Genomic DNA, 20876 nt, shown 5'->3' with positions numbered 1-20876 from the left:
CCGGGTGCGCTGAACTGACGTACCGTCAGATCCAGGCTTCCTTCGAGGAGGACCGCCCCATGCAGACCGTCTGGCTCACCGGCGCCGAATGGCTCGCCGTCCTCCGCATCGGCCTCGGCCTGTGGTGGCTGGAGAGCTGGCGCCACAAGGACAAGAAGGGCTGGTTCGAACGCGGCACCGGCATCGCCTGGGCGGCGGAGGTGGCGGGCAGGCACCGGTGGCCCCAGGTCAGGAGGGGCTTCGACGCGATCGTCGCCCCCCGCCCCAGGCTGATGGCGTACGTCGTCGTCTACGCCGAGCTGGCCCTCGGCCTCGGCCTGGTCGCCGGCTTCCTCACCCCCGTGGCGCTGGCCGCCGGCCTCCTCCTCAACCTCCTCTACCTCGTCCTCATGATCCACGACTGGGCCGAGCAGGGGCAGAACGCGATGATGGCGCTGATCTCCCTCGTCGCCCTCCTCGCGATGTCCTGGCAGACCTGGTCCCTCGACGCGGCGATCGGACTCCTCACGTGACGGCCACCCCCGACATCGACGACTTCAGCCGCCCCTACTGGGACGCGGCGGCCGAGGGCCGCCTCCTCCTCCGCCGCTGCCGGGCCTGCGCCCGCCCCCACCACTACCCCCGCGAGTTCTGCCCCCACTGCTGGAGCGAGGACGTGGAGTGGACCGAGGCCACCGGCCGTGCCACCCTCCACACCTGGTCCGTCGTCCACCGCAACGACCTCCCGCCCTTCGGCCCCCGCGTCCCCTACGTCGCGGCCGTCGTCGACCTCGCCGAGGGCCCCCGCATGATGACCGAGGTCGTCGGCGTCCCCGAGCCCGCCCTCCGCATCGGCATGCCCCTGGCGGCGGCCTTCCGGAAGGGTGAGGACGGGGTGACGGTCCCGGTGTTCACGGCGGCCCCGGCCGGCGGCTAGATCGCCCCGATGTTGCGCCAGAGCTGGGACGGGGACGCGTTTCCGCACATGAAGGACATGACGGCGCCCGGGTTGGAGGTCAGGCACTGGCCGCTGCTCACGTTCACGAACTGGCGGCCGGACGAGGTGGTGGCGTGGACCTTCCAGGACTGGGCGCTCGTGCCGGTGCAGGCGGCGGTCTCGACGGCGACGCCGGGACCGGGCTGGAGGCACTTGCCGGACTTCTTGTTGACCAGGCGGAAGCTGCCGTCGGCGTTGGCGCGGTAGATCCAGGAGTAGCCGGAGGCTTCCGGTTTGGAGCCGCACTCCATCGAGAGGACGGTGACGGCGCCGTAGGGCTGCTTGTACTCCACGAGGCAGTTGCCGGTGTTCCCGTTCTCCAGCGCGTACGTCCCCGAGGGCGCCGAACCGCCGCCCGAGGCGGGCGGCTTGGGCGCCGCCGTCGTGGGGCGGGGGGCGGCCGTGGTGGGGCGCGGGGCGGTGCCGCCGGAGGACGAGCCGCCTCCGGTGGACGACGAGCCGCCGGTCGACGTCGAGCCACCGCCGGTGGTCGACGAGCCGCCGGCGGACGTCGAGTCGGAGCCGCCCGTGGTCGACGAGCCGCCGCCGGAGCCCGACGTACCGCCTCCGCCGGTCACGGTCCCGCCACCGCCACCGCCACCGCCTCCGCTGCCGTCCCCGGGCCGAGGGGGTGCGGCGGGCGGCTGCCCGCCCTGCGGGGGCGCGGCGGTGCCGGAGGCCGGGCCGGACGAGGGTGCGGGCTTCCTGGTCGTGGGCTTGGTGCCGGAGGTGGACGGGGAGGGGGACGCCGAGGCGGACGACGGGGGCCGGGCGCCGGGGGAGAGGGCGGCGGTCGGGGACGCGGAGGGCCGGTCGCCCGCGTTCGCCTTGCCGATCTCGAAGGGCAGCAGGGACAGCGTCAGCGTCGTGCCGGTGGCGAGGACGACGGGCACGGCCATGACGACGATCCGGTTCCGCCGCTTCTTCTCCTCCGGGGGGCCTCCGGCCTTCCCGGTGAGGGCGTACGCGGGCCCCGACCCGGCGGGCGGCTGCGGGGTCAGCGGGGCGGTGGCCACGTCCTGCGAGGGGTCGGCGGCCTCCAGCTCGGCCAGCGCCTCGGCGGTCGGCGCGCCGGCCGCGAAGGCGGCCCGTTCGGCGATCCGCGCGGCCACGGGCTCCGGCCAGGCGACCCCGGCGGCCCGCGCGTCGGCGTGGCCGACGAGTTCGGTCGCGGTCGGCCGGTCGTCGGGGTCCTTGGAGAGGCAGGTCCTGACGAGGTCGGCGAGGTCGGGGTCGGCCTCCGTGAGCCGCCCGAAGTCGGGCTCGCCGTGCACGACCCGGTAGAGCAGGTCGTGCCCGGACCCGTCGCCGAACGGCGGCCGCCCGTTCGCCGCGTACAGCACGAGGCTGCCGAGCGCGAAGACGTCCGCCGCCCCGGTCAAACGCTTGTCCGCGACGGCCTGTTCGGGGGCCATGTAGGCGGGCGTGCCGATGATCATGCCGGTCTTCGTCAGCCGGCTCTGGTCGGCGGCCCGCGCCACCCCGAAGTCGATGAGGGAGAGTCCGCTCCCGGTCAGCATCACGTTCGACGGCTTGAGGTCCCGGTGCACCATCTCCGCCGCGTGCACGGCCCGCAGCCCCGCCGCCGCCTCCCGCAGCAGCCGCCACAGCGCGTCCGGCTCCAGCGGCCCGCCGGTCAGCCGCAGCGCGTCGGAGAGCGTCACGCCCGGGATGAACTCGGTCGCGAACCACGGCGGTTTCGCCAGCCGGTCGCTCGCCAGCAGCTTCGTGCTGGCCCCGCCGGGCAGTCGCGCCAGGTTGTCCAGCTCGTGCCCGAAGTGGTCCAGGAAGTCCCTGTCCTCCGCGAGCGTCGGCAGCACCCGCTTCACGGCGGCGTACGTCCCGGGCACGGCCCCCAGGTAGACGCGCCCCATCCCGCCGGAACCGAGCACGCCGAGCAGACGGAAGGCGCCGATCCGGCGCGGGTCGTCCGCGTCGAGCGGCGTCGCCCCGCTGCCGGCGAGATTAGAGTGGTTTTCCAATTCCCCCTGCATGGGCCACACAGTAGCCCAGGGCGACCGACATCTGAATCGGCGTCAAGCCGTTGTTACCGGCCTGTGGTTGAAGGTTCCGTGAAGGGCCCCGCAAGCCGCCCGGAGTTCTTCCCTCCGCCACCCCGCCGCCCGACCCTGGAAGGCATGCGACCCGCCCCCGGCGACATCGTCTACGCCTACCGCAAGCCCAGGCCGCCCTCCCGCCGCACCTTCAGCATCCGCCTGGGCCTCCAGCACCCCGTGCTGCGCCTCGGCCCCCTCTCCGTCACCGACGAGCACGGCCACGACTGGATCGAGGTCCTCCCCGTCCCCCGCGGCACCCTGGACACCCCCCTCGACCCCGGCGCCGTCCTCCTCGTCCCCGTCCTCGACGTGGTCGCCCACAAGGACGCCCTCCCCCCGGACCTCCTGGACCTCGCCCTCACCGTCCTGGAAACCGGAGAGCCCCCCTGGCCGACGCTCAGGGAGGCCCTGCGGAGGGGGTGATCCTTCTTCTACGCCCGCGAGGTGTCCTCGACGAACGCCGCCCAGGAGGCGGGCGAGACGGCGAGCTGGGGACCGTGCGGGACCTTGGAGTCGCGGACGTGGACGAGGGTGGGGTGGGCGGCGACCTCTACGCAGTTGCCGCCTTCGGGGCCGCTGTAGCTCGACTTGCGCCAGTTGTAAGCGACCTCGATGCACTCACCGCCCTCGGAGCTGCTGTAGCTGCTCTTGAACCAGGCAAGATCCGCGGTGCTCATCGTTCTCCCAGCAGTTTCTCGATCCAGGTCAGGGACTCCCGTTTGGTGAGTGCCTGTGAGCGCAGGATTCCATAACGCTCGGAGTAGAGGCGAACCTCGTCAGGGTCGGTGATGAGCCGCGCGTGCCCGTAGATCTCGGTGTATGCGACCTCCCGCCGCCCCGGCGGTGTCAGCAGGGTGAAAGCCCCGTCCAGATAGGGGTGATCGTCCTTGTCGAGCATCAGGATCTGGAGCTCGACGGTCCGGCGCTGGCCGACCTCCAGGATGCGCCGCAACTGCTCCCGGTGGATCTCCGGTCCCCCGAACGGCCGAAGGAGGACGGCCGCTTCCAGGAGGAAGGTGAGGGTCGGTGCGGGCCAGCGCTCGAAGAGCGCCTGCCGCGAGATCCGGTCGGCGATCCGGGTCTCGATCGTCGCCTCGTCCAGCATGGGGCGACGGTGCTCGAAAAGCGTCCGTGCGTACGCGGGCGTCTGGAGAATGCCCGGCACCGCCTGCACCGCGTAGTAGTGCGCGGCGAGCGCCCTGGCCTCCTCCTTCGCGAAGTTCTGGAACCAGTCCGGATGACGGGTGCGCGCCCGGGCGAGGGCCCGCTCCATGTCCTCCACGGCGGCGGTCAGCACGCCGCCCGCCTCCAGCACCCCGTCGGCCCGCACCAGGAAGTCCGGCTGCGGAACCCGCACCCCCCGCTCCATGGCGGAGATGAGGTCCTCACTGCAATGCGTCTCGGCGGCGAGCTGGGCCTGGCTGAGTCCGGCGTTCTGCCTCAGCACCTTGATGATCTTGCCCAGAGCCTTGAACAAATGGGCCGTTCCGTCCGCCTCGGAAGGCTTCTCCGGCCGTGCTTCCTGCTGCTTCCCCGACATCCGTACCGCCCTTTTGGCGTGCCCGTACCGTCACTCTGCGTCGTCGCGTCGTTGCTGGTCAGCGTAGGGCCGGGGCACCACTCTCGGTGCCATGAAGCCGGAAATCACCACCCCGACAAGTGAATGCGCGCCGGAGTTCGCGCTCCGTCTGAGCCCCACGCCCCGGGGCGCGCGCCTGGCCCGTCTGCTGGCGGCGCAGCAGTTGAGCGACTGGGGGATCGCCGGGCCGGCGGCGGAGGCGGCGGAACTGGTGGTGGCCGAACTGGCGAACAACGCGGCCGTGCACGGCCGGGTCCCCGGCCGGGACTTCGAACTCCGCATGGAGTGCGACGGCGACCACCTCCGCGTCGAGCTCTCCGACGCCCGCGCCGAGCGCCGTCCGTTACCCGTCCCGAGCCCCGACGAGGGCGGCTACGGACTGCTGCTCGTGGCCGCCCTCGCCACCACCTGGGGCGTCAAGGCCCGCACGGTCGGCAAGACGGTCTGGGCGACCGTCCCGCTGACCGGCGGGGACCCCACGGGACCGGTCCCGCGGCCGGGGTAGGGCCCCGTGGCGGGGAGGGGATCAGAAGGGCAGGGCGCGGGGCTTGACGGCGTCGTCGGACCCGTACGGCGGAACGCCGACGTTGTCGGCGGGGCCGAAGGGGGCCTTCCAGTTCCCCGTGCCCTTGTAGAGGGTGATCCAGGGGTCCGGCTTCGTGCCGCTCTCCGCGATCAGGTCGGCGCGGCCGTCGCGGTCGGCGTCGCCGATGTTGACGATCTGGGTGAAGGCGCCCCAGCCGCCGCCGACCTTGGTGCGGGGTGCGAAGGTGCCGTCGCCCTTGCCGAGGTAGAGCCACAGGACGCCGTCGCGGTCGCGGGCGAGGAGGTCGCCGGTCTTCGCGCCGCCGATGTCACCGGGGGCGGTGAGCAGGTTGTACGTGCCCCAGCCGCCGCCGATCCGCTTGCGCGCCGCGAAGGGCTTGGCGCCGTCGCCGGTGGCCTTGTACAGCCACAGGACGCCGTCCTTGTCGGTGGCGACCAGGTCGGGACGGCCGTCGCCGGTCAGGTCCGAGCCCGCCGCCAGCGTGGTGTACGCGTTCCAGCCGCGGCCGACCTGGGTCCGAGTGGCGAGCGTGGTGCCCTTGCCCGAGTAGAACCACAGCACGCCGGTCGACTTCTCGCGGGCGAGGACGTCGGAGTACGGGGTCGCGTCCAGGTTTCCGGCGGACAGCAGCCGGTCGTAGATGTACCAGCCGGCGCCGTGCGGCCGCTGCGTCCAGCCGGCGTACCGGGGGTCGAGGAACTGCCGGACGTCGTACGAGAGGAGGTGGCCCCACTCGTTCCGCACGAGCAGGTCGGCGGTGCCGGTGTCGGAGTAGCCGTGCGCGGCCACGCCGCTGTCGACCCGGAGGGTGCCGGTCCGTTCGACCGTGCCGCCGAGCCCGCTGAGCGGCGAGGCGGTCATCTTCCACGTGTAGTCGCCGTTGAGGGCGGCCGACCGGTCGGAGTAGGCGCCGTCCCAGGCGAAGGCGGCCTCGGTGTCCGTGCCGAGGATCTGCTGGTAGGTGTTCCAGCTCCGGCCCGTCGCCTTGTGGGTCACCCGCAGGTCCACCCACAGGTCGCTGCGGCCGTACGTCCACCGCAGCGCCGCCGTCGAGGTGGCCCGGCGGAAGTCGGCGGTCGCGGGCGCCTGCTGGGTCGCGACCGTGGTCGGCGTCGTCGCGCCGACGTTCGCCACCAGGGTCGCGGCGGGCCGGCCGTCGGCGCCGGGCGCGATCCGGTAGACGCCTACACCGCCCTTCGCCGTGGAGCCCTGGACCATCAGCTCGTCGCCGGAGCCCTGGAAGTGCCCCGGGTTCTTGAGCAGCCCTTCGAGGGTCGTGCCGTCCTTGAGGGACACGGCCGACAGGCCCGTCACGCTCGTCATCTTGCTGTACATGAGCCAGTCGCCCACCAGGCGCAGGTTCACGAAGGAGCCGGCGGGCCTCAGGGAGGTGCGCCGCACCGGCGGCTGGGAGCCGTCCCGGAGGGCGGTCGTCAGGACGACGTCGGTGTTCTCGCGTCCCGTGGCCCAGGCCACGTGGGTGGGCGTGAGCGCGATCGTGGCGTTCGGGTAGACGCCGGGCACGGCCCGGTCCTCGACGACCTTCGCGGTCGCGAGGTCGACGACGGCCAGGCGCTCCTCGGTCCTGCCGCCGACCGTGCCCCGGTACTGCACGGCGAGCTCGCCGGAGGAGTACGCCGTCCGTGCGACCCTCGTGTCGGCGGGCAGGCCCGTCACCACGCGGTGCACGGTCGTGTCGCCGGGCTTGGAGAAGAGGTGCAGGCCGGTGGCGCCGTTCCCGTCGGACTTCCGCATGACGAGGGTGTCGCCGGTGAACTCCCACAGCTCACCGCCCGAGCCCCCGGCGGAGACGTCGAGGTCGACGGGCGCGCCGCCCGCCATGTCCAGGATCCGGTAGGTGGTGGCCGACGTGCGCCGCGCGACGCGCTCGCCCTCGGCGGCCGCCATGGGGGCCGGCTGGGCGCGGTCCGCGGACGGCAGGACGGTCACGGTGCCGTCGGAGGGCCGGTTCCACTGGTAGGTGGTGGGCCCCGTCTCCGGGAAGGCGGAGGTCACGAAACCGCCCGAACCCGCGCTGCGCAGGTTCGCGTCGGCGGCGATGACGAAGGGCCCCGTCTGCTCCGCGGCCGTGGCCGCACCGGAGGCGGGGGCGTACGGAGCGGCGAGCGCCGGCCCGGTGGCCGCGGCCGTGCCGGCCGTCACCGCGAGGGCGACCACGACGGCCACGGCGAGGCGTCGGCGGGCGGGGCGGTGGAGGGCGGGGCTGTGATGCTTCAAGGGGATTCCTCCCGAAGTCCTGTGATCGAGGCGTCTGCGCGCGCTCGATCACAGGACTCCCGGAGGCCGTTCAGGGTTGTACGGAAGTTCCGTGTCCGGAAACCAGTTCGTCAGGTCGGGGTCCGGTCCGTCGGGCCGGGGTTCAGGACACGCTGGTGAACCTGCCGCCCTCGCCCGCGTACAGCGTCGTCGTCTGCCGGGTGAAGGCGCCGGTCACGGTGCCGTTCGCGCGGTAGACGTACGTGCCGCCGGGGCCGTACGCGACGAGGTCGGGGCGGCCGTCGCCGGTGAGGTCGCCGGCGCCGACGAGCTGGGTGAAGGCGTTCCAGCCGCCGCCGACGCGGACGCGCGGCAGGAAGCGGAAGCCGTCGGACTGGTACAGCCAGAGGACGCCGTCCTTGTCGCGGGCGACCAGCTCGCCGCCCACGTCGCCCACGATGTTCCCGACCGCGGTGATCTGGTTGTAGGCGTTCCAGCCGCCGCCCACCCGGACCCGGGGGAAGTACGGCTTGGCCGGGTCGCCGGTGGCGCGGTGGTACCAGAGGACACCGGAGGTGTCGGCGGCGAACAGGTCCGAGGAGCGGTCCGCCGTCTGCCAGTCCGAGCCGGCCGCGAGCTGGGTGTAGGAGCCCCAGCCGCCGCCGACCCGCACCCGGGTCCCGAAGGTGCCGTCGCCCTTGCCGGTGTAGGACCAGAGCACGCCCTGGGTGTCGACGGCGATCAGGTCGCCGGTGGCACCGCCGTCGAGGGTTCCGGCGGCCTCGATCTGCTTGTACGCGTTCCAGCCGGAGCCGATCCTCGTCCGCTTGGCGGGCTTGACCTGGCCGGCGACCGGCCAGTCGTACAGGTCGTCCCGCCACAGCACGCCCGCGGAGTCCCGGGCGAGGAGGTCGGTGGAGCCGTTGTCGTTGAAGTCGTGCAGGTCGGCCGTGCGGGACACGGTGAGGGACCCGGAGACGGTGTCCGACTGGGCCCCGTCGGTGGCGGTGATCCGCCAGGAGTAGGCGCCGTTCGGGGCGCTGATCCCGTCCAGGATCCCGTTCCAGGAGTACGAGGGGCGGCCGTCGCCGCCGAGGGGCGCGCTCATCTGCGTGACGAGCTTCTTCCCGGTCCTCTGGTGGGTGAGGGTCAGCTGCACGGCGGCGCCCGGCCGGTTCAGGGCGACCGCGAACGGCACGGTCGTCCCCGGCTTCTGGAGGCTCACCGACCCCGGCACGGACGCGGAGACCACCTTCAGCGCCACGACCGCGCCGGTGTCGGCGAGGAGCTCGGGCGTCAGGTCGCCGTTGCGGCCGATGCGGAACACGCCGTCCGCGGTGCCCGTCGCGCCCCGCACGACGAGGGTGCCGTCGGCCGGGCGGGCGGCGGAGGAGAAGTTCTCCATGACCTTGCGGGGGACCGGGGCGGCCTGCGTCAGGTCGAGCGCGTACAGCGGCGTCAGGACGGCCGGGTCGCCGTACGGGTCGCGCTTGGCGGCGTAGAAGGCCGTGTCGCCGACGACGCCCGCGAGGACGGGGACGCCGGGGACGTTCGTGAGCGGGACGTCCCTGCGGGCGGTGCCGGTGGTCGGCGTCGCGTAGAGGCGGTAGCCGGGGGCCGTCTGGTCCGGCAGCACGAGCGCCCGGTGCTTCTCGGTCACGTCGCCCGACAGGTTCGCCAGGTCGGTGCCGGTGTTGTGGTTCTTGGCCTCCGCCGGGACGACCGACCCCAGGGGGACCGGGACCACGGTGCTCCAGCCGTACGTCAGCGGCCGCCCGCCCGTGGGGTCGTCCCTGAGGCCGCGGGTGGAGAGGTAGGCGACGGGCCGGCCGTTCGCGTCCGTGCCCGACCCGAGGACCTTGTGGCCGGTCTCGCGCTCGCTGCCGTACGTGTCCGTCAGCTTCGTCCGGTTGAGGACGCCGTTCCTGAGCTGCACCTGGTACAGCTCGCGTTCCGGGCCGTCGCCCACCGACCGGCTCTCGTACACGACGTCATGCGCGGCGCCGACGATCTCGCCGCCGGCGGGGAAGGAGGTCGAGTACTGGTTGGTCGCCGGGTTGTAGGCCCCGATCGAACCCTGGTTGTCCGTCACGATCCAGTCGGAACCGGTGTCGTACGCCTGCTGCCCGAGGTACGGCGTGACCGTGCCGTCCGTGCGGTGCAGGCTCAGGCGCGTCTCGCCGTTCTCGTCCCGGCAGCTCGTCAGGAAGCCGTACGAGCCCGCGGCGACGACCTCCGCGCCGACCGGCAGCGACCTGCCCGCGGCCGGTGCGCACCGCTCCCCGGCGCTCGCGCCCGCGGGGGCGGCGGAGGCCGGGACGGCGACGAGCGTGCCCGTCACCGCGGTGACCGTGGCCAGGGTGAGGAGGGCGGCGGCGAGCCGGCGCCCGGAGATGCGGTGGTTCACGTTTCTCCCGTTCGTGAGGAGCGCGGAGGCGAAGGCGGCCGGGCTCCCCACCGGGCCACCGTCCGTCAGACTCCCGATCGGGTACGACAGTTGTACGAGTTGTGGGTGCTTGCGCGAGGACCGGAAGCACGTGCGGGAAGGACGGGTGCGTGTGAGGGGGCGGGCACGTGTGAGGAGGGCGGGCACGTGTGAGGAGGGCGGGCACGTGCGGGAAGGGCGGGCGCGTGTGAGGAGGGCCGGCGCTCAGCCGCCCGCCGTCCCCCTCCGCTCCAGCACTCCCCGCACGTACGCCGCCTGTCCCGCGTGCTGGAGGTCCTCCGCGACCACCGACACCAGCCGGACGCCCAGCGTCACGGGCGGGTCCCAGGAGGTGTCGACGACCCGGTCGAGGTCGGCGTCCGTGACGGACGCCAGCAGCGCGGCCGTCCGCTCGTGCACGGCGTCGTGGTACCGGAGCAACAGCCCGGCGTCCGCCCGTACGGCCCCGACCTGGGCGGACGTGTGGCCGTAGCCGGTCGCGGCGGGCGGGAAGGGCAGGCCGAAGCGGGCCTGCCAGCCGCCGGCGCGCCACACCTGCTCCGTGCCGAAGGCGCCCGCCAGGTGGTCGTCCTGGATGCGGGTGAGGTGCCAGACGAGCCAGGCGATCGAGTTGGCGTCCGGATCGATCCGGGCGGCGAGGGCGTCCTCGCCGAGGCCCTCCACGGCCCCGTGCACGGCCTCGCGGATCCGGCCGAAGGAGTCCAGCAGCAGTCCGGCGCTGTCCATCACGCCCCCTGGGGGTCGCGCGCCTTCCGCCAGCGGGCCAGCTCCGCCTCGACGTCGAAGGGCACGAGGCCCAGGGGCGGGCCCGCGGGCGGACGGCGCAGGGCTTCGGTGATCTTGGTGTTGATCTCGCCGAGGATCCGCCGGACCTGGCTCTCCGAGACGGCCGCGGCGACCGCCCCGGCCGCGTCCTCGGCCTCCTTGCGCAGCTGGAGGGCGGGCGGCAGCACCGACATGCCCTCCCGGTGCATCTTCTGCTTGACCCACCACAGCGGGTCGTAGGGCGCCGTGTCGTCGGGCAGGGGCTTGCCGAAACCGGAGAGCTTCCGGAACTCCCCGCGTTCGGACGCCTTCCGGATCTGCCGGTCGACGAAGGACTCGAAGCTCACGCCGGGCGGTTTCCGTTCGGTCATGTGTCCAGCGTACGTAAGCGGGCCGGAAGACGTGTGGGAAAGGCGCTCTACTGCCCGGCCCGCTCTTCGGGCACCCTGTGGTCGGTCAACGCGCGTATACCCCTGCCACCCCTGTCACCCCCACGTCACGGAGGACGCATGCCCCGCCCGCGTACGACACCCCCCGCGCCCCGCACCCCCGCCGGAAAGCGCTCCTCGCGCCGAGGGCGGGGACCCGCCGGGGCCGCCCGCAGGGTCCCCGCCCTCGGCGCGCTCCTCGCGCTGCTCGCCGGGCTCCTCACGGTCCTCGGGACGGCCGGCACCGCCCACGCCGCGCCGCTCTTCAAGGCCCCGTTCCCGTGTGGCCAGAAATGGACCTACAGCCACCACTCCGCCGAGGTCCGCCAGGCCCTGGACTTCGTCCGTTCCGACGGCGGCGCCACCGCGGGCACCCCGGTCCTGGCCTCCGCCTCCGGCACCGCCTACCGCTACTCGCAGCCGAGCGGCGCGGGCAACTACATCGTGATCGAGCACGGCGGCGGCTGGAAGACGTACTACTTCCACCTGAACGCCTACTCCGTCGCGAACGGCGCCGCCGTCGCCCAGGGGCAGCAGATCGGCACCACCGGCTCCACCGGCAACAGCTCCGGCGCCCACATCCACTACGAGCAGCTCTACAACGGCGTCGGCCAGTCCATCGTGATCAACGGCGCCTCCCTCGCGCCCTACCCCGGCTCCTACGGCTCCAAGCACCTGACCAGCGACAACGGCTGCTCGGGCGGAGGCGGCGGAAAGTACTGGGTGGACACCTTCGCCAACGCCACCGGCTACGCCGGCGCGAACACGAACGACGCCCAGGGCGTCCTGAACGCCGGCACCAACTACGTCTACTGCAAGGTCTGGGGCCAGGAGGTCCGCGACGCCTCCGGCAACTACAACCACTGGTGGCTCCGCACCGACCTCGACACCGTCTACTCCGGCAAGAACGGCTACGGGGCGTACGTCTCCGCCTACTACCTGTCCCGCTGGGGCAACGACGAGGCCCGCGACAACAACGGCACCGTGATCCCGAACTGCTGACCCGCCGCCCCGCCCCCTCCCCGGGGGCGGGGCGGAACGGGCAGGAGCCCCGCTCGTGCCGGCAGGCGGCACGGAGCGGGGCTCCTTGGGTACTGCTCTAGAAGATCTCGATCGCCACTACGGCGTTCAGATCGTGGTGACGTTCTCCGCCTGCGGACCCTTCGGGCCCTGCGTGACGTCGAAGCTCACCGCCTGGTTCTCCTCGAGGGAACGGAAGCCGTTCGCGTTGATCGCGGAGTAGTGGACGAAGACATCCGGGCCGCCGCCTTCCTGGGCGATGAAGCCAAAGCCCTTTTCAGCGTTGAACCACTTGACGGTTCCGGTAGCCATGAGCCCTCCTATGGGCCAAAGGGTCGCCCTGCTCCAGGACCTGCAAACAAGTCTGAAAACTACAAAAGCCTGCGGGTCACATGCTCCGCAGGCTCTGTACTGCAAGGGAAACCAAACTGCAACTTGCGACGAGCCTAGCACGCAGTGCGCGCGCAGCGATAGAGGGAAAGATCACGTCGCCGCCATGTTTGATCCCGGCCCTATCGCGACGGCGCGCCGCACCCGCGCCCCGGCGATGTCCACGGCGCAAGACGGGTCTAGCCTCGCGATGTGGACAATGCGAACGACGAGCACCAGCGCAGCCGGCCCCGGGTCGGCCACATCCAGTTCCTGAACTGCCTGCCCCTCTACTGGGGGCTCGCCAGGACGGGGACGCTCCTCGACCTGGAGCTGACCAAGGACACCCCGGAGAAGCTGAGCGAGCGGCTCGTCCGCGGCGACCTCGACATCGGTCCGATCACCCTCGTGGAGTACCTCCGGCACGCCGACGGGCTGGTCGCCCTCCCCGACATCGCGGTCGGCTGCGACGGCCCCGTCATGTCCTGCGTGATCGTCTCGCAGCGCCCCCTGGAGGAGCTGGACGGCGCCCGCGTCGCGCTCGGCTCCACCTCCCGCACCTCGGTGCGGCTCGCCCAGCTGCTGCTCAGCGAGCGGTACGGGGTCGAGCCGGCCTACTTCACCTGCCCGCCCGACCTGGGCCTGATGATGCAGGAGGCGGAGGCGGCCGTCCTCATCGGCGACGCCGCCCTGCGGGCCTCGCTGCACGACGCGCCCCGGCTCGGGCTCCAGGTCCACGACCTCGGGCTGATGTGGAAGGAGTGGACGGGACTGCCGTTCGTCTTCGCCGTCTGGGCGGCCCGCAAGGACTACCTGGCGCGCGAGCCGGAGACCGTCCACGACGTCCACCGCGCCTTCCTCGCCTCCCGAGACGTCTCCCTGGAGGAGGTCACGAAGGTGGCGGAGCAGGCCGCCCGCTGGGAGGCATTCGACGCCGAACTGCTGGAACGGTACTTCCGCACGCTCGACTTCCGCTTCGGCCCCGAGCAACTCGCCGGAGTGCGCGAGTTCGCCCGCCGCACCGGCCCGACGACCGGATTTCCCGCGGACGTGACGGTCGAACTGCTGCCCCCGGCGGAATAGGCCCCCCGGCCGCCCCCGGCGGCGTCCTTCCGCCCTTCCGCCGGCGCCCCGGGCAATTCGCTCCCGCATTTCCCGGCCCACGGGGTCCGCGCCGCGCGCTCCCATTCCCGTCCCGTTCCCCTCGCGCGAATCGCGCAATTGAACGTTCATCGGAAATTCACGCCGACCCGGACCCCGGCCCGGCCCCGCACCGCCACTGGCGTACGCTGGGCCGGTCTGTCAGCAACCCTCCGAAAGGGACGAAACGGTGACCGAGAAGGCCGACCTCCAGTCTGTTCTCGACCGTGCCGCCGCAGGTGGTCGCATCACCCCCGAGGAGGCGCTCGACCTGTACCGCTCCGCGCCCCTGCACGCGCTGGGCGCCGCCGCCGACGCCGTGCGCCGCCGCCGCTACGCCGGTACCGAGCACATCGCGACGTACATCATCGAGCGGAACATCAACTACACCAACGTCTGCGTGACGGCGTGCCGCTTCTGCGCCTTCTACGCCGCCCCGAAGGACACCGAGAAGGGCTGGACCCGCGACCTCGACGACATCCTGCGCCGCTGCGCGGAGACCGTCGAGCTCGGCGGCACCCAGATCATGTTCCAGGGCGGCCACCACCCGGACTACGGCGTCGAGTACTACGAGCGGCACTTCTCGGCCATCAAGAAGGAGTTCCCGCAGCTCGTCATCCACTCCCTCGGCGCCTCCGAGGTCGAGCACATGGCGCGCATCTCCGGGGTCTCCGTCGAGGAGGCCGTCACCCGCATCCACGCGGCCGGCCTCGACTCCTTCGCGGGCGCCGGCGCGGAGCTGCTCCCCGAGCGCCCCCGCAAGGCCATCGCCCCCCTCAAGGAGTCCGGCGAGCGCTGGCTGGAGATCATGGAGATCGCCCACGGCCTCGGCGTCGAGTCGACCTCCACCATGCTCATGGGCACCGGCGAGACCAACGCCGAGCGCATCGAGCACCTGCGCATGATCCGCGACGTCCAGGACCGGACGGGCGGCTTCCGGGCCTTCATCCCGTACACGTACCAGCCCGAGAACAACCACCTCAAGGGCCGCACGCAGGCCACCCTCTTCGAGTACCTGCGGATGATCGCGATCTCCCGGATCTTCCTCGACAACGTCGCCCACATCCAGGGCTCCTGGCTGACCACCGGCAAGGAGGTCGGCCAGCTCTCCCTGCACTACGGCGCCGACGACCTCGGCTCGATCATGCTGGAGGAGAACGTCGTCTCCTCCGCCGGAGCGAAGCACCGCTCCAACCGCCTGGAGATCATCGACCTGATCCGCAAGGCCGGCCGCGTCCCCGCCCAGCGCTCCACCACCTACGAGCACCTGGCCGTCCACGAGGACCCGGCGAACGACCCGGTCGACGACCGCGTCGCCTCCCACATCTCCTCCGTCGCCATCGAGGGCGGCACGGCCCACCCCGAGCTGAAGCTCCTCGACGCGAACTGAGGCCCCCCTTGCTCACCCTGCACGCCGCCGACGGGTCGCCGGAGACCGCCGTCCTCGTCGACGGCGCGCGGATCGCCGCCGTCGGCCCGTACGAGGAGCTGGCGGCGGCCCACCAGGACGCCCGCCTCCGCCGCTGGCCCGGCATCCTCCTGCCCGGCCTCCTCAACCCGTACGGCCCCGAGCTCTTGGAGCTGACCTACCACCCCGACCCGCGCGAGGCCGACACGTACGGCACCGCGCCGGTCACCGGCGAACGCGCGGCCGAGCTCTTCCGCGCCGACCCCGCCCGCCTCGGCGCGAGCGCCCGCCGCGGCGTCCAGCGCCTGCTGGCCCACGGCACGGTCGCCGTCGCCGGCGAACTCCGCACCCGCGCCGCCCAGGACGCCGTCCGCCGCGCCGGCCTCGCCACCGGCCACCGCCCCGACGTGCTCCCGGGGCCCCCGTCCCTCTCCCCGGCCCCCCTGGTCCTCCTCCCGCGCCCCGCCCCCGGCGCCCCCGCCCGCTTCGCCGTCTTCGACGTCCCCGACCCGGCCGCCCTCGTCCGCCGCGGCGCGTCCACCTGCGTGGCCACGGTCATCGACGGACGACTGGTCTACCGGGCGCGCTGACCCTCCCCCGAGGCGAAGTCGACGACGTCCCCCGGAGCGACCGTGGACGCGGTGAGCGGCGGCTCCTGCGGCTCCATCGGACGTGCGTCGGCCTCCCGCACCAGCTCCAGGAACCGCGGGTCCCCGGTGACGCGGGACAGGTCCTCCAGCCGCACCGGCGGCTCCGCCCCCCCGCCGTACACGGTCAGCGTGACCACGCTCCGGTGGTACAGGTGCCCCACGGTCACCCGGTTGCCCAGGCTGCTGTACGAGCCCATCCGCAGCTCGTCGCTCGCGCAGCGGGCCCGCGCCTCCGCGCTCTCCTCGCAGTGCGCGAGGAACCGCTCGTTCTGCTTCCGCACCGACACGACCGTGCGGAAGGTACTGCCGCCCGCCTCGATCCGGTACTCGCTCACCTGCCCCTCCACCGGCCGGACGGCGGTGACCGACGCGGGCAGCGTCTCGTCGAGCAGCGCCGCCACCCTCCGCTGGAAGTCCGCCCGCCGTTCCCGCTCGGCGGGGGACACCCCCTCGCCGTCGACGGCGGAGGCCGCGGGCACGGGGACCTCCGGCCCGGCGTCCGGCAGCAGCGCGACCCCCAGGGCGCCCGCCGTGACCACGGAGAAGGCGGCCGCGCCGACCGCCAGGCGGTTCCGGGCCCGTCGCCCGCGGCCCTCGCGCACCGCGAGCGGGACGAGGTCGGGCAGCGGCGGCAGGTCCCCGGCGGCGCGGCCCAGGGCCTCGCGGAGCAGGACGTTCTCATCGGTGTCCACGGCGTACCTCAGCTTCCTTCGAGCGGGAGCCCGGCGTCGGCCAGGCGCGTACGGAGTCGGGCGAGAGAGCGCGAGCACTGGCTCTTGACGGTGGCCTCGCTGCACCGCAGCAGCGCCGCCACGGAGGCCACGCTCTGGTCCTCCCAGTAGCGCAGCACGACCATCGCCCGCGCCCGGGGCGGCAGTTCGGCGAGGGCGGCGAGCAGCGTCACCCGCAGGTCGGCGTGGTCGGCGGCCGGCGCGGGGACCGTCCCCCCGGCCCGGCCCAGCACCAGCAGGTCCCGCAGCCGGCGCCGCCGCTCCGCCAGGAAGGTACGGGTCAGGACGGTCTTGGCGTACGCGTACGGATGCTCGGCCGCACCCGCCCGCCGCCAGTGCTGGTACAGCTTGGCCAGCGTCGTCTGGGTCAGGTCCCGCGCGGTCTCGGCGTCGCCGCAGAGCAGGTACGCCGTGCGGTACAGCCGCTGCTGGGCGCTCCGGGCGAACTCCTCGAACCCGGGCCCGCCCTCCGCCCCGCCCCCGGCGCCGCCGCCCGCGTCCGTCCCCGGATCCGTCCCGACATCGGCCTCGCCGACCGTGCCTCCGCCGGTTCCGGCGTCGGTGGTCACCGTCATCGCGCCCTTCTCCCCTCACCGTCACGACATGTGCTCGACCGTCCTTGAGCACGCCCGGCCCCGAAAGGTTGAAGCGGTACGGGAAGAGATTCGGACGGCTGCTTGAATGGGTCCCGTGACCCGAGCCAACCTGGACAAAAAGCCGCACGAAGTCGCCTCCATGTTCGACGACGTGGCGGCCAACTACGACCTGACCAACGACGTGCTCTCGCTCGGCCAGGACCGGCGCTGGCGCAAGGAGGTCGCCAAGGCGGTGGACGCGCGGCCCGCGCAGAAGGTCCTCGACCTGGCCGCCGGCACGGCCACCTCCTCGCAGCCCTTCGCGCGGGCGGGCGCGTACGTCGTCCCGTGCGACTTCTCGCTCGGCATGCTGCGGGTCGGCAAGCAGCGGCACCCGTGGATGCCCTTCACCGCGGGCGACGGCATGCGGCTGCCCTTCAAGGACGACGTCTTCGACGCCGTCACCATCTCCTTCGGGCTGCGCAACATCCAGGACACCGAGCGGGCGCTCCGCGAGCTGTACCGGGTGACGAAGCCCGGCGGCCGGGTCGTGATCTGCGAGTTCTCGCACGCCACCTGGACGCCCTTCCGGACGGTGTACGAGGAGTACCTGATGCGCGCGCTGCCCCCCGTGGCCCGCGCCGTCTCCTCCAACCCCGACGCGTACGTCTACCTCGCCGAGTCCATTCGGTCCTGGCCGGACCAGCCCACCCTCGCGTCCCTCCTCCAGAAGGCCGGCTGGTCCGAGGTCGCCTGGCGCAACCTCACCGGCGGCATCGTCGCCCTCCACCGGGGCTTCAAGCCGTAGCCTCCGCCGCCCCGTCGCGGCCGACCGCCCGCGAGGCGCGGCGCCCGCCCCTGGGCCCGGCGCCCGCGCGGGTGCGGTGCCGCCGCCGTTTCGTTGTGGGCACGCGCTCGACGAGGTGCGGCTCCGCCGTTTCGTTGTGGGTAATCGTTCCGCTGGGGCGGTGCCCACCCCTGGGCCCGGGCCCGGCGCCCGCGCGGGTGCGGTGCCGCCGCCGTTTCGTTGTGGGCAATCGTTCCGCTGGGGCGGAACGGGTGGGCACGACGGAACGGCACCCTTCGCGGGTGCCTCCGCACATGTGCCTGGACCCGCACCCCAAGTGCACCGTGCATCGGGTGCGGGTCCAGGCCCGGAAAGCCTCGGCCCGGCTACGGGCGCCGTCCCTGTGCCCACCCGTCCCGCCCTGCGGGACGCCTGCCCACAGGGACGACGGGCGCAGCCCCGCACCGCAGGCAGGCGCGAGCCCCCGCAGGGGGCGACGGCGACGGCCCCGCACCGAAAGGGCGGGGACGCGTGCGCAGCCCGGGCAGGGACGGGCGGCAGCGCGTGCGGGCCCCGCTGGGGGCGCGGGCCCGCGGGGCGGGGGCGCGGCCCGGCAGGGGGCGCCCCTCCGACTCCCCCCGCGCCGCCCGCCCTAGACTTCCCTACGACCTCTTCGCCGACCTTTCGGGAGATTCGCCGTGACCGAGAAGCCCCTCTCCGAGCACAGCGCTGATGTGATCGTCGTCGGAGCGGGTCCGGCCGGCTCCACCACCGCGTACTACCTGGCCAAGGCCGGCCTCGACGTGCTGCTCCTGGAGAAGACGGCGTTCCCGCGCGAGAAGGTCTGCGGCGACGGCCTGACCCCGCGCGCCACCAAGCAGCTCGTCTCCATGGGCATCGACATCTCCGAAGAGGCCGGCTGGCTGCGGAACAAGGGCCTGCGGATCATCGGCGGCGGCGTCCGGCTCCAGCTCGACTGGCCCGACCTCGCCTCGTACCCGGACTACGGCCTGGTCCGCAAGCGCGACGACTTCGACGAGATGCTGGCCCGGCAGGCGCAGAAGGCCGGCGCCCGGCTGTACGAGCGCTGCAACGTCGGCGCCCCGGTCGTCGACGAGCGCACCGGCCGCATCACCGGCGTGCACGCCAAGCTGGGCGAGGAGAAGACCGAGGTCACCTTCCACGCCCCGCTGGTCGTCGCCGCCGACGGCAACTCGACCCGCCTCTCCCTCGCCATGGGCCTGCACCGCCGCGAGGACCGCCCGATGGGCGTCGCGGTCCGCACGTACTTCACCACCCCCCGGCACGACGACGACTACCTGGAGTCGTGGCTGGAGCTGTGGGACAAGCGCGGCGCGGAGGACCGCCTCCTGCCCGGCTACGGCTGGATCTTCGGCATGGGCGACGGCACCTCCAACGTCGGCCTCGGCATCCTGAACTCCTCCTCCGCCTTCCGCGAGCTGGACTGGCGCGAGGTGCTGAAGGCGTGGTGCGCCTCGATGCCGGAGGACTGGGGCTTCACCCCGGACAACATGACGACGCCGATCCGCGGCGCGGCCCTCCCGATGGCGTTCAACCGCCAGCCGCACTACACCAAGGGCCTGCTCCTGGTGGGCGACGCGGGCGGCCTGGTGAACCCCTTCAACGGCGAGGGCATCGCGTACGCCATGGAGTCCGGCCAGCTCGCCGCGGACGTCATCGTGCAGGCCCACGCCCGCGCCACCCCCGCCCAGCGCGAACTGGCCCTGCACAACTACCCGAAGATCCTCAAGGACACCTACGGCGGCTACTACACGCTCGGCCGCGCCTTCGTGAAGCTCATCGGCAACCCGAAGGTCATGAAGATCGCCACCCAGCGCGGCCTCACCCACCCCGTCCTGATGAAGTTCACCCTCAAGATGCTGGCCAACCTCACCGACCCCACCGGCGGCGACGCGATGGACCGCATCATCAACGGCCTCTCGAAGGTCGCCCCGAAGGCCTGACCGGCCTCCCCCGCACACGCCCGAAGGGCCGTCGCTCCCCCGAGGAGTGACGGCCCTTCGTGTGGTGCTGCGGGGTCCGGGATCAGAGGATCCGGACGGCGCCCGACGGCGGGTCCCAGTCGAGCGAGCGCTCGACGACGCCGGTGGAGGAGTTCTGCGCGCCGACGTACTTGCCGCCGCCGACGTAGATGGCGACGTGGTACGAGCCGCTGCGGCTGCCCCAGTAGAGGACGTCGCCGGGCTGGAGGTTGCTCAGGGAGACCGAGGTGCCCATGCTCGACTGCTGGTACGAGATGCGCGGCAGGTCGATGCCCGCGGCGGCGTAGGCGGCCTGGACGAGGCCGGAGCAGTCCCACGAGTTGGGGCCGGTGCCGCCGGTGACGTACGCGTCGCCGACCTGGGCGCGGGCGAAGGCCACGATGGAGGCGGCGGTGCCGGAGGAGACCTGGGTCGACTCGGAGGAGGAGCCGGCCGAGGAGCCGCCGTCGTCCGAGGAACCGGAGCCCGAGCCGGAGCCCGCGTCGGAGCCGGAGCCGGAGTCCGAGGACGCCGACGTGGTGGCCAGCTGGGTGCGGGCGCTGTCGCGGGCGGCGCGGGCCTGGGCCTCGGCGCGGGCCTCGGCGGCGGCGCGCTCGGCCTCCGCCTTGGCCTCGGCCTCCTGGCGGGCCTTCTCGGCGCGCTCGGCCTCGGCCTTGCGCTCGGCCTCGGCCTTGGCCTTCTTGGCCTCCTTGGCGGCCTTCTCCAGGGCGGCGGCCTCCTGGGCCTCCAGGCTCTGGTCGAGGGCCTCCTGCTGGGACGCCTCGGCGGAGGCGGCCACGGCACTGGAGAGGTCCGTGCCGAGCGAGCCCAGCGTGGGCATCTCGATGGTCTCGGTCACCGGTTCGGCGCTCGCCGGGCCGGCGGCACCGGCCACCGCGATGGTGCCGAGGACGCCACCGGCAACTCCGGCGCGGAGCGCGAGCTTCGAGGCGCTCCGGCGGGGCTTCCGGTGGCTGGGTATGTGAGCGGTGTGGGACATGGGACAACCGCTATCAGGGGTTCGCGGTTCCCTTCAAGAAACGTGGGTTGCGCCACAGTTACGACCGGAACCGTCTAATCCGCTTCCTTGGCGCCCTTATTGACGCCGTAACGGGCAAAACGGGCACGGGTCATTCCGCCGTTGATCACGGATTTTCGTTGAGATGCCCGAATTGCCC

General features: G+C 73.0%; 21 protein-coding genes. 10 read left to right on the top strand and 11 right to left on the bottom strand.

The window, feature by feature from the left end; genetic code table 11:
• Window positions 1–59: 59 nt before the first annotated feature.
• The gene (locus tag IE326_RS09360; RefSeq protein WP_150230537.1) at window positions 60–512 is read left to right on the top strand and encodes a DoxX family membrane protein; all 453 of its coding nucleotides are present in this window, start codon (window positions 60–62) and stop codon (window positions 510–512) included.
• Window positions 509–916, top strand: coding sequence for a Zn-ribbon domain-containing OB-fold protein (locus IE326_RS09355; RefSeq protein ID WP_190041269.1), 408 nt, complete (start codon window positions 509–511; stop codon window positions 914–916). The genes IE326_RS09360 and IE326_RS09355 overlap by 4 nt, the downstream gene beginning before the upstream one ends.
• On the opposite strand, the gene IE326_RS09350 is transcribed toward IE326_RS09355, so the two are convergent.
• Window positions 913–2970 (bottom strand): serine/threonine-protein kinase, encoded by a 2058-nt coding sequence (locus tag IE326_RS09350; protein ID WP_190041268.1) that lies wholly within the window; start codon window positions 2968–2970, stop codon window positions 913–915. The genes IE326_RS09355 and IE326_RS09350 overlap by 4 nt on opposite strands.
• A 144-nt stretch (window positions 2971–3114) precedes the next feature.
• Between IE326_RS09350 and IE326_RS09345 the strand changes: the two genes are divergently transcribed.
• Window positions 3115–3456: a hypothetical protein gene (locus IE326_RS09345; protein ID WP_150230541.1), complete on the top strand. Its 342-nt coding sequence runs from the start codon at window positions 3115–3117 to the stop codon at window positions 3454–3456.
• 8 nt (window positions 3457–3464) lie between these two features.
• On the opposite strand, the gene IE326_RS09340 is transcribed toward IE326_RS09345, so the two are convergent.
• Window positions 3465–3710 (bottom strand): DUF397 domain-containing protein, encoded by a 246-nt coding sequence (locus IE326_RS09340; RefSeq protein ID WP_190041267.1) that lies wholly within the window; start codon window positions 3708–3710, stop codon window positions 3465–3467.
• Window positions 3707–4573 (bottom strand): helix-turn-helix domain-containing protein, encoded by an 867-nt coding sequence (locus tag IE326_RS09335; protein WP_190041266.1) that lies wholly within the window; start codon window positions 4571–4573, stop codon window positions 3707–3709. The genes IE326_RS09340 and IE326_RS09335 overlap by 4 nt, the downstream gene beginning before the upstream one ends.
• A 91-nt stretch (window positions 4574–4664) precedes the next feature.
• Between IE326_RS09335 and IE326_RS09330 the strand changes: the two genes are divergently transcribed.
• Window positions 4665–5117, top strand: coding sequence for an ATP-binding protein (locus IE326_RS09330; RefSeq protein WP_190041265.1), 453 nt, complete (start codon window positions 4665–4667; stop codon window positions 5115–5117).
• A 21-nt stretch (window positions 5118–5138) separates the two neighbouring features.
• On the opposite strand, the gene IE326_RS09325 is transcribed toward IE326_RS09330, so the two are convergent.
• The 4 genes from IE326_RS09325 to IE326_RS09310 all read right to left on the bottom strand — a co-directional run bounded on the left by IE326_RS09325 (window position 5139) and on the right by IE326_RS09310 (window position 10958).
• Entirely contained in the window at window positions 5139–7397 is a 2259-nt protein-coding gene (locus IE326_RS09325) for an FG-GAP repeat domain-containing protein (protein WP_190041264.1), read from the bottom strand.
• 142 nt (window positions 7398–7539) lie between these two features.
• The gene (locus IE326_RS09320) at window positions 7540–9783 is read right to left on the bottom strand and encodes an FG-GAP-like repeat-containing protein (protein ID WP_190041263.1); all 2244 of its coding nucleotides are present in this window, start codon (window positions 9781–9783) and stop codon (window positions 7540–7542) included.
• Between the two features lie 243 nt (window positions 9784–10026).
• Complete coding sequence (locus IE326_RS09315) at window positions 10027–10548, bottom strand: mycothiol transferase (RefSeq protein WP_150233009.1); 522 nt, start codon at window positions 10546–10548, stop codon at window positions 10027–10029.
• The gene (locus tag IE326_RS09310; RefSeq protein ID WP_190041262.1) at window positions 10548–10958 is read right to left on the bottom strand and encodes a DnaJ family domain-containing protein; all 411 of its coding nucleotides are present in this window, start codon (window positions 10956–10958) and stop codon (window positions 10548–10550) included. The genes IE326_RS09315 and IE326_RS09310 overlap by 1 nt, the downstream gene beginning before the upstream one ends.
• A 138-nt stretch (window positions 10959–11096) precedes the next feature.
• Here IE326_RS09310 and IE326_RS09305 point away from each other — a divergent pair, with 138 nt between their 5' ends.
• A complete protein-coding gene (locus IE326_RS09305; RefSeq protein WP_229915257.1) occupies window positions 11097–12017 on the top strand; it encodes a M23 family metallopeptidase in 921 nt (306 codons plus the stop codon).
• A gap of 126 nt (window positions 12018–12143) precedes the next feature.
• On the opposite strand, the gene IE326_RS09300 is transcribed toward IE326_RS09305, so the two are convergent.
• The gene (locus IE326_RS09300) at window positions 12144–12347 is read right to left on the bottom strand and encodes a cold-shock protein (protein WP_030758451.1); all 204 of its coding nucleotides are present in this window, start codon (window positions 12345–12347) and stop codon (window positions 12144–12146) included.
• A 270-nt stretch (window positions 12348–12617) separates the two neighbouring features.
• On the opposite strand from IE326_RS09300, the gene IE326_RS09295 reads away from it, so the two are divergent.
• The 3 genes from IE326_RS09295 (at window position 12618) to IE326_RS09285 (ending at window position 15542) form a co-directional block, all read left to right on the top strand.
• Window positions 12618–13487, top strand: a complete 870-nt coding sequence (locus tag IE326_RS09295; RefSeq protein WP_150230550.1) for a menaquinone biosynthetic enzyme MqnA/MqnD family protein — start codon at window positions 12618–12620, stop codon at window positions 13485–13487.
• Window positions 13488–13734: 247 nt separating this feature from the next.
• Window positions 13735–14934, top strand: coding sequence for a cyclic dehypoxanthinyl futalosine synthase (gene mqnC / locus IE326_RS09290; protein WP_150230551.1), 1200 nt, complete (start codon window positions 13735–13737; stop codon window positions 14932–14934).
• 8 nt (window positions 14935–14942) lie between these two features.
• Window positions 14943–15542, top strand: coding sequence for an imidazolonepropionase-like domain-containing protein (locus IE326_RS09285; RefSeq protein WP_190041261.1), 600 nt, complete (start codon window positions 14943–14945; stop codon window positions 15540–15542).
• Here IE326_RS09285 and IE326_RS09280 read toward each other — a convergent pair.
• Window positions 15527–16294, bottom strand: coding sequence for a hypothetical protein (locus IE326_RS09280; RefSeq protein ID WP_190041260.1), 768 nt, complete (start codon window positions 16292–16294; stop codon window positions 15527–15529). The two genes, IE326_RS09285 and IE326_RS09280, sit on opposite strands and share 16 nt — an antisense overlap.
• Window positions 16295–16302: 8 nt before the next feature.
• Window positions 16303–16908: a SigE family RNA polymerase sigma factor gene (locus IE326_RS09275; protein ID WP_190041259.1), complete on the bottom strand. Its 606-nt coding sequence runs from the start codon at window positions 16906–16908 to the stop codon at window positions 16303–16305.
• A 115-nt stretch (window positions 16909–17023) separates the two neighbouring features.
• On the opposite strand from IE326_RS09275, the gene IE326_RS09270 reads away from it, so the two are divergent.
• The gene (locus tag IE326_RS09270; RefSeq protein ID WP_190041258.1) at window positions 17024–17716 is read left to right on the top strand and encodes a demethylmenaquinone methyltransferase; all 693 of its coding nucleotides are present in this window, start codon (window positions 17024–17026) and stop codon (window positions 17714–17716) included.
• A gap of 677 nt (window positions 17717–18393) precedes the next feature.
• Complete coding sequence (locus IE326_RS09265; protein ID WP_150230556.1) at window positions 18394–19680, top strand: geranylgeranyl reductase family protein; 1287 nt, start codon at window positions 18394–18396, stop codon at window positions 19678–19680.
• An 82-nt stretch (window positions 19681–19762) separates the two neighbouring features.
• Here the strand turns inward: IE326_RS09265 and IE326_RS09260 are convergent, their stop codons facing one another.
• The gene (locus tag IE326_RS09260; RefSeq protein WP_190041257.1) at window positions 19763–20698 is read right to left on the bottom strand and encodes a C40 family peptidase; all 936 of its coding nucleotides are present in this window, start codon (window positions 20696–20698) and stop codon (window positions 19763–19765) included.
• Window positions 20699–20876 lie beyond the last annotated feature (178 nt).

Origin of the sequence: Streptomyces filamentosus (assembly GCF_014654895.1) — a bacterium.
Classification (GTDB): Bacteria; Actinomycetota; Actinomycetes; order Streptomycetales; family Streptomycetaceae; genus Streptomyces; species Streptomyces filamentosus.
Note: the sequence above shows the minus strand (reverse complement) of the source record. Positions and strands in the feature narration are given on the sequence as shown.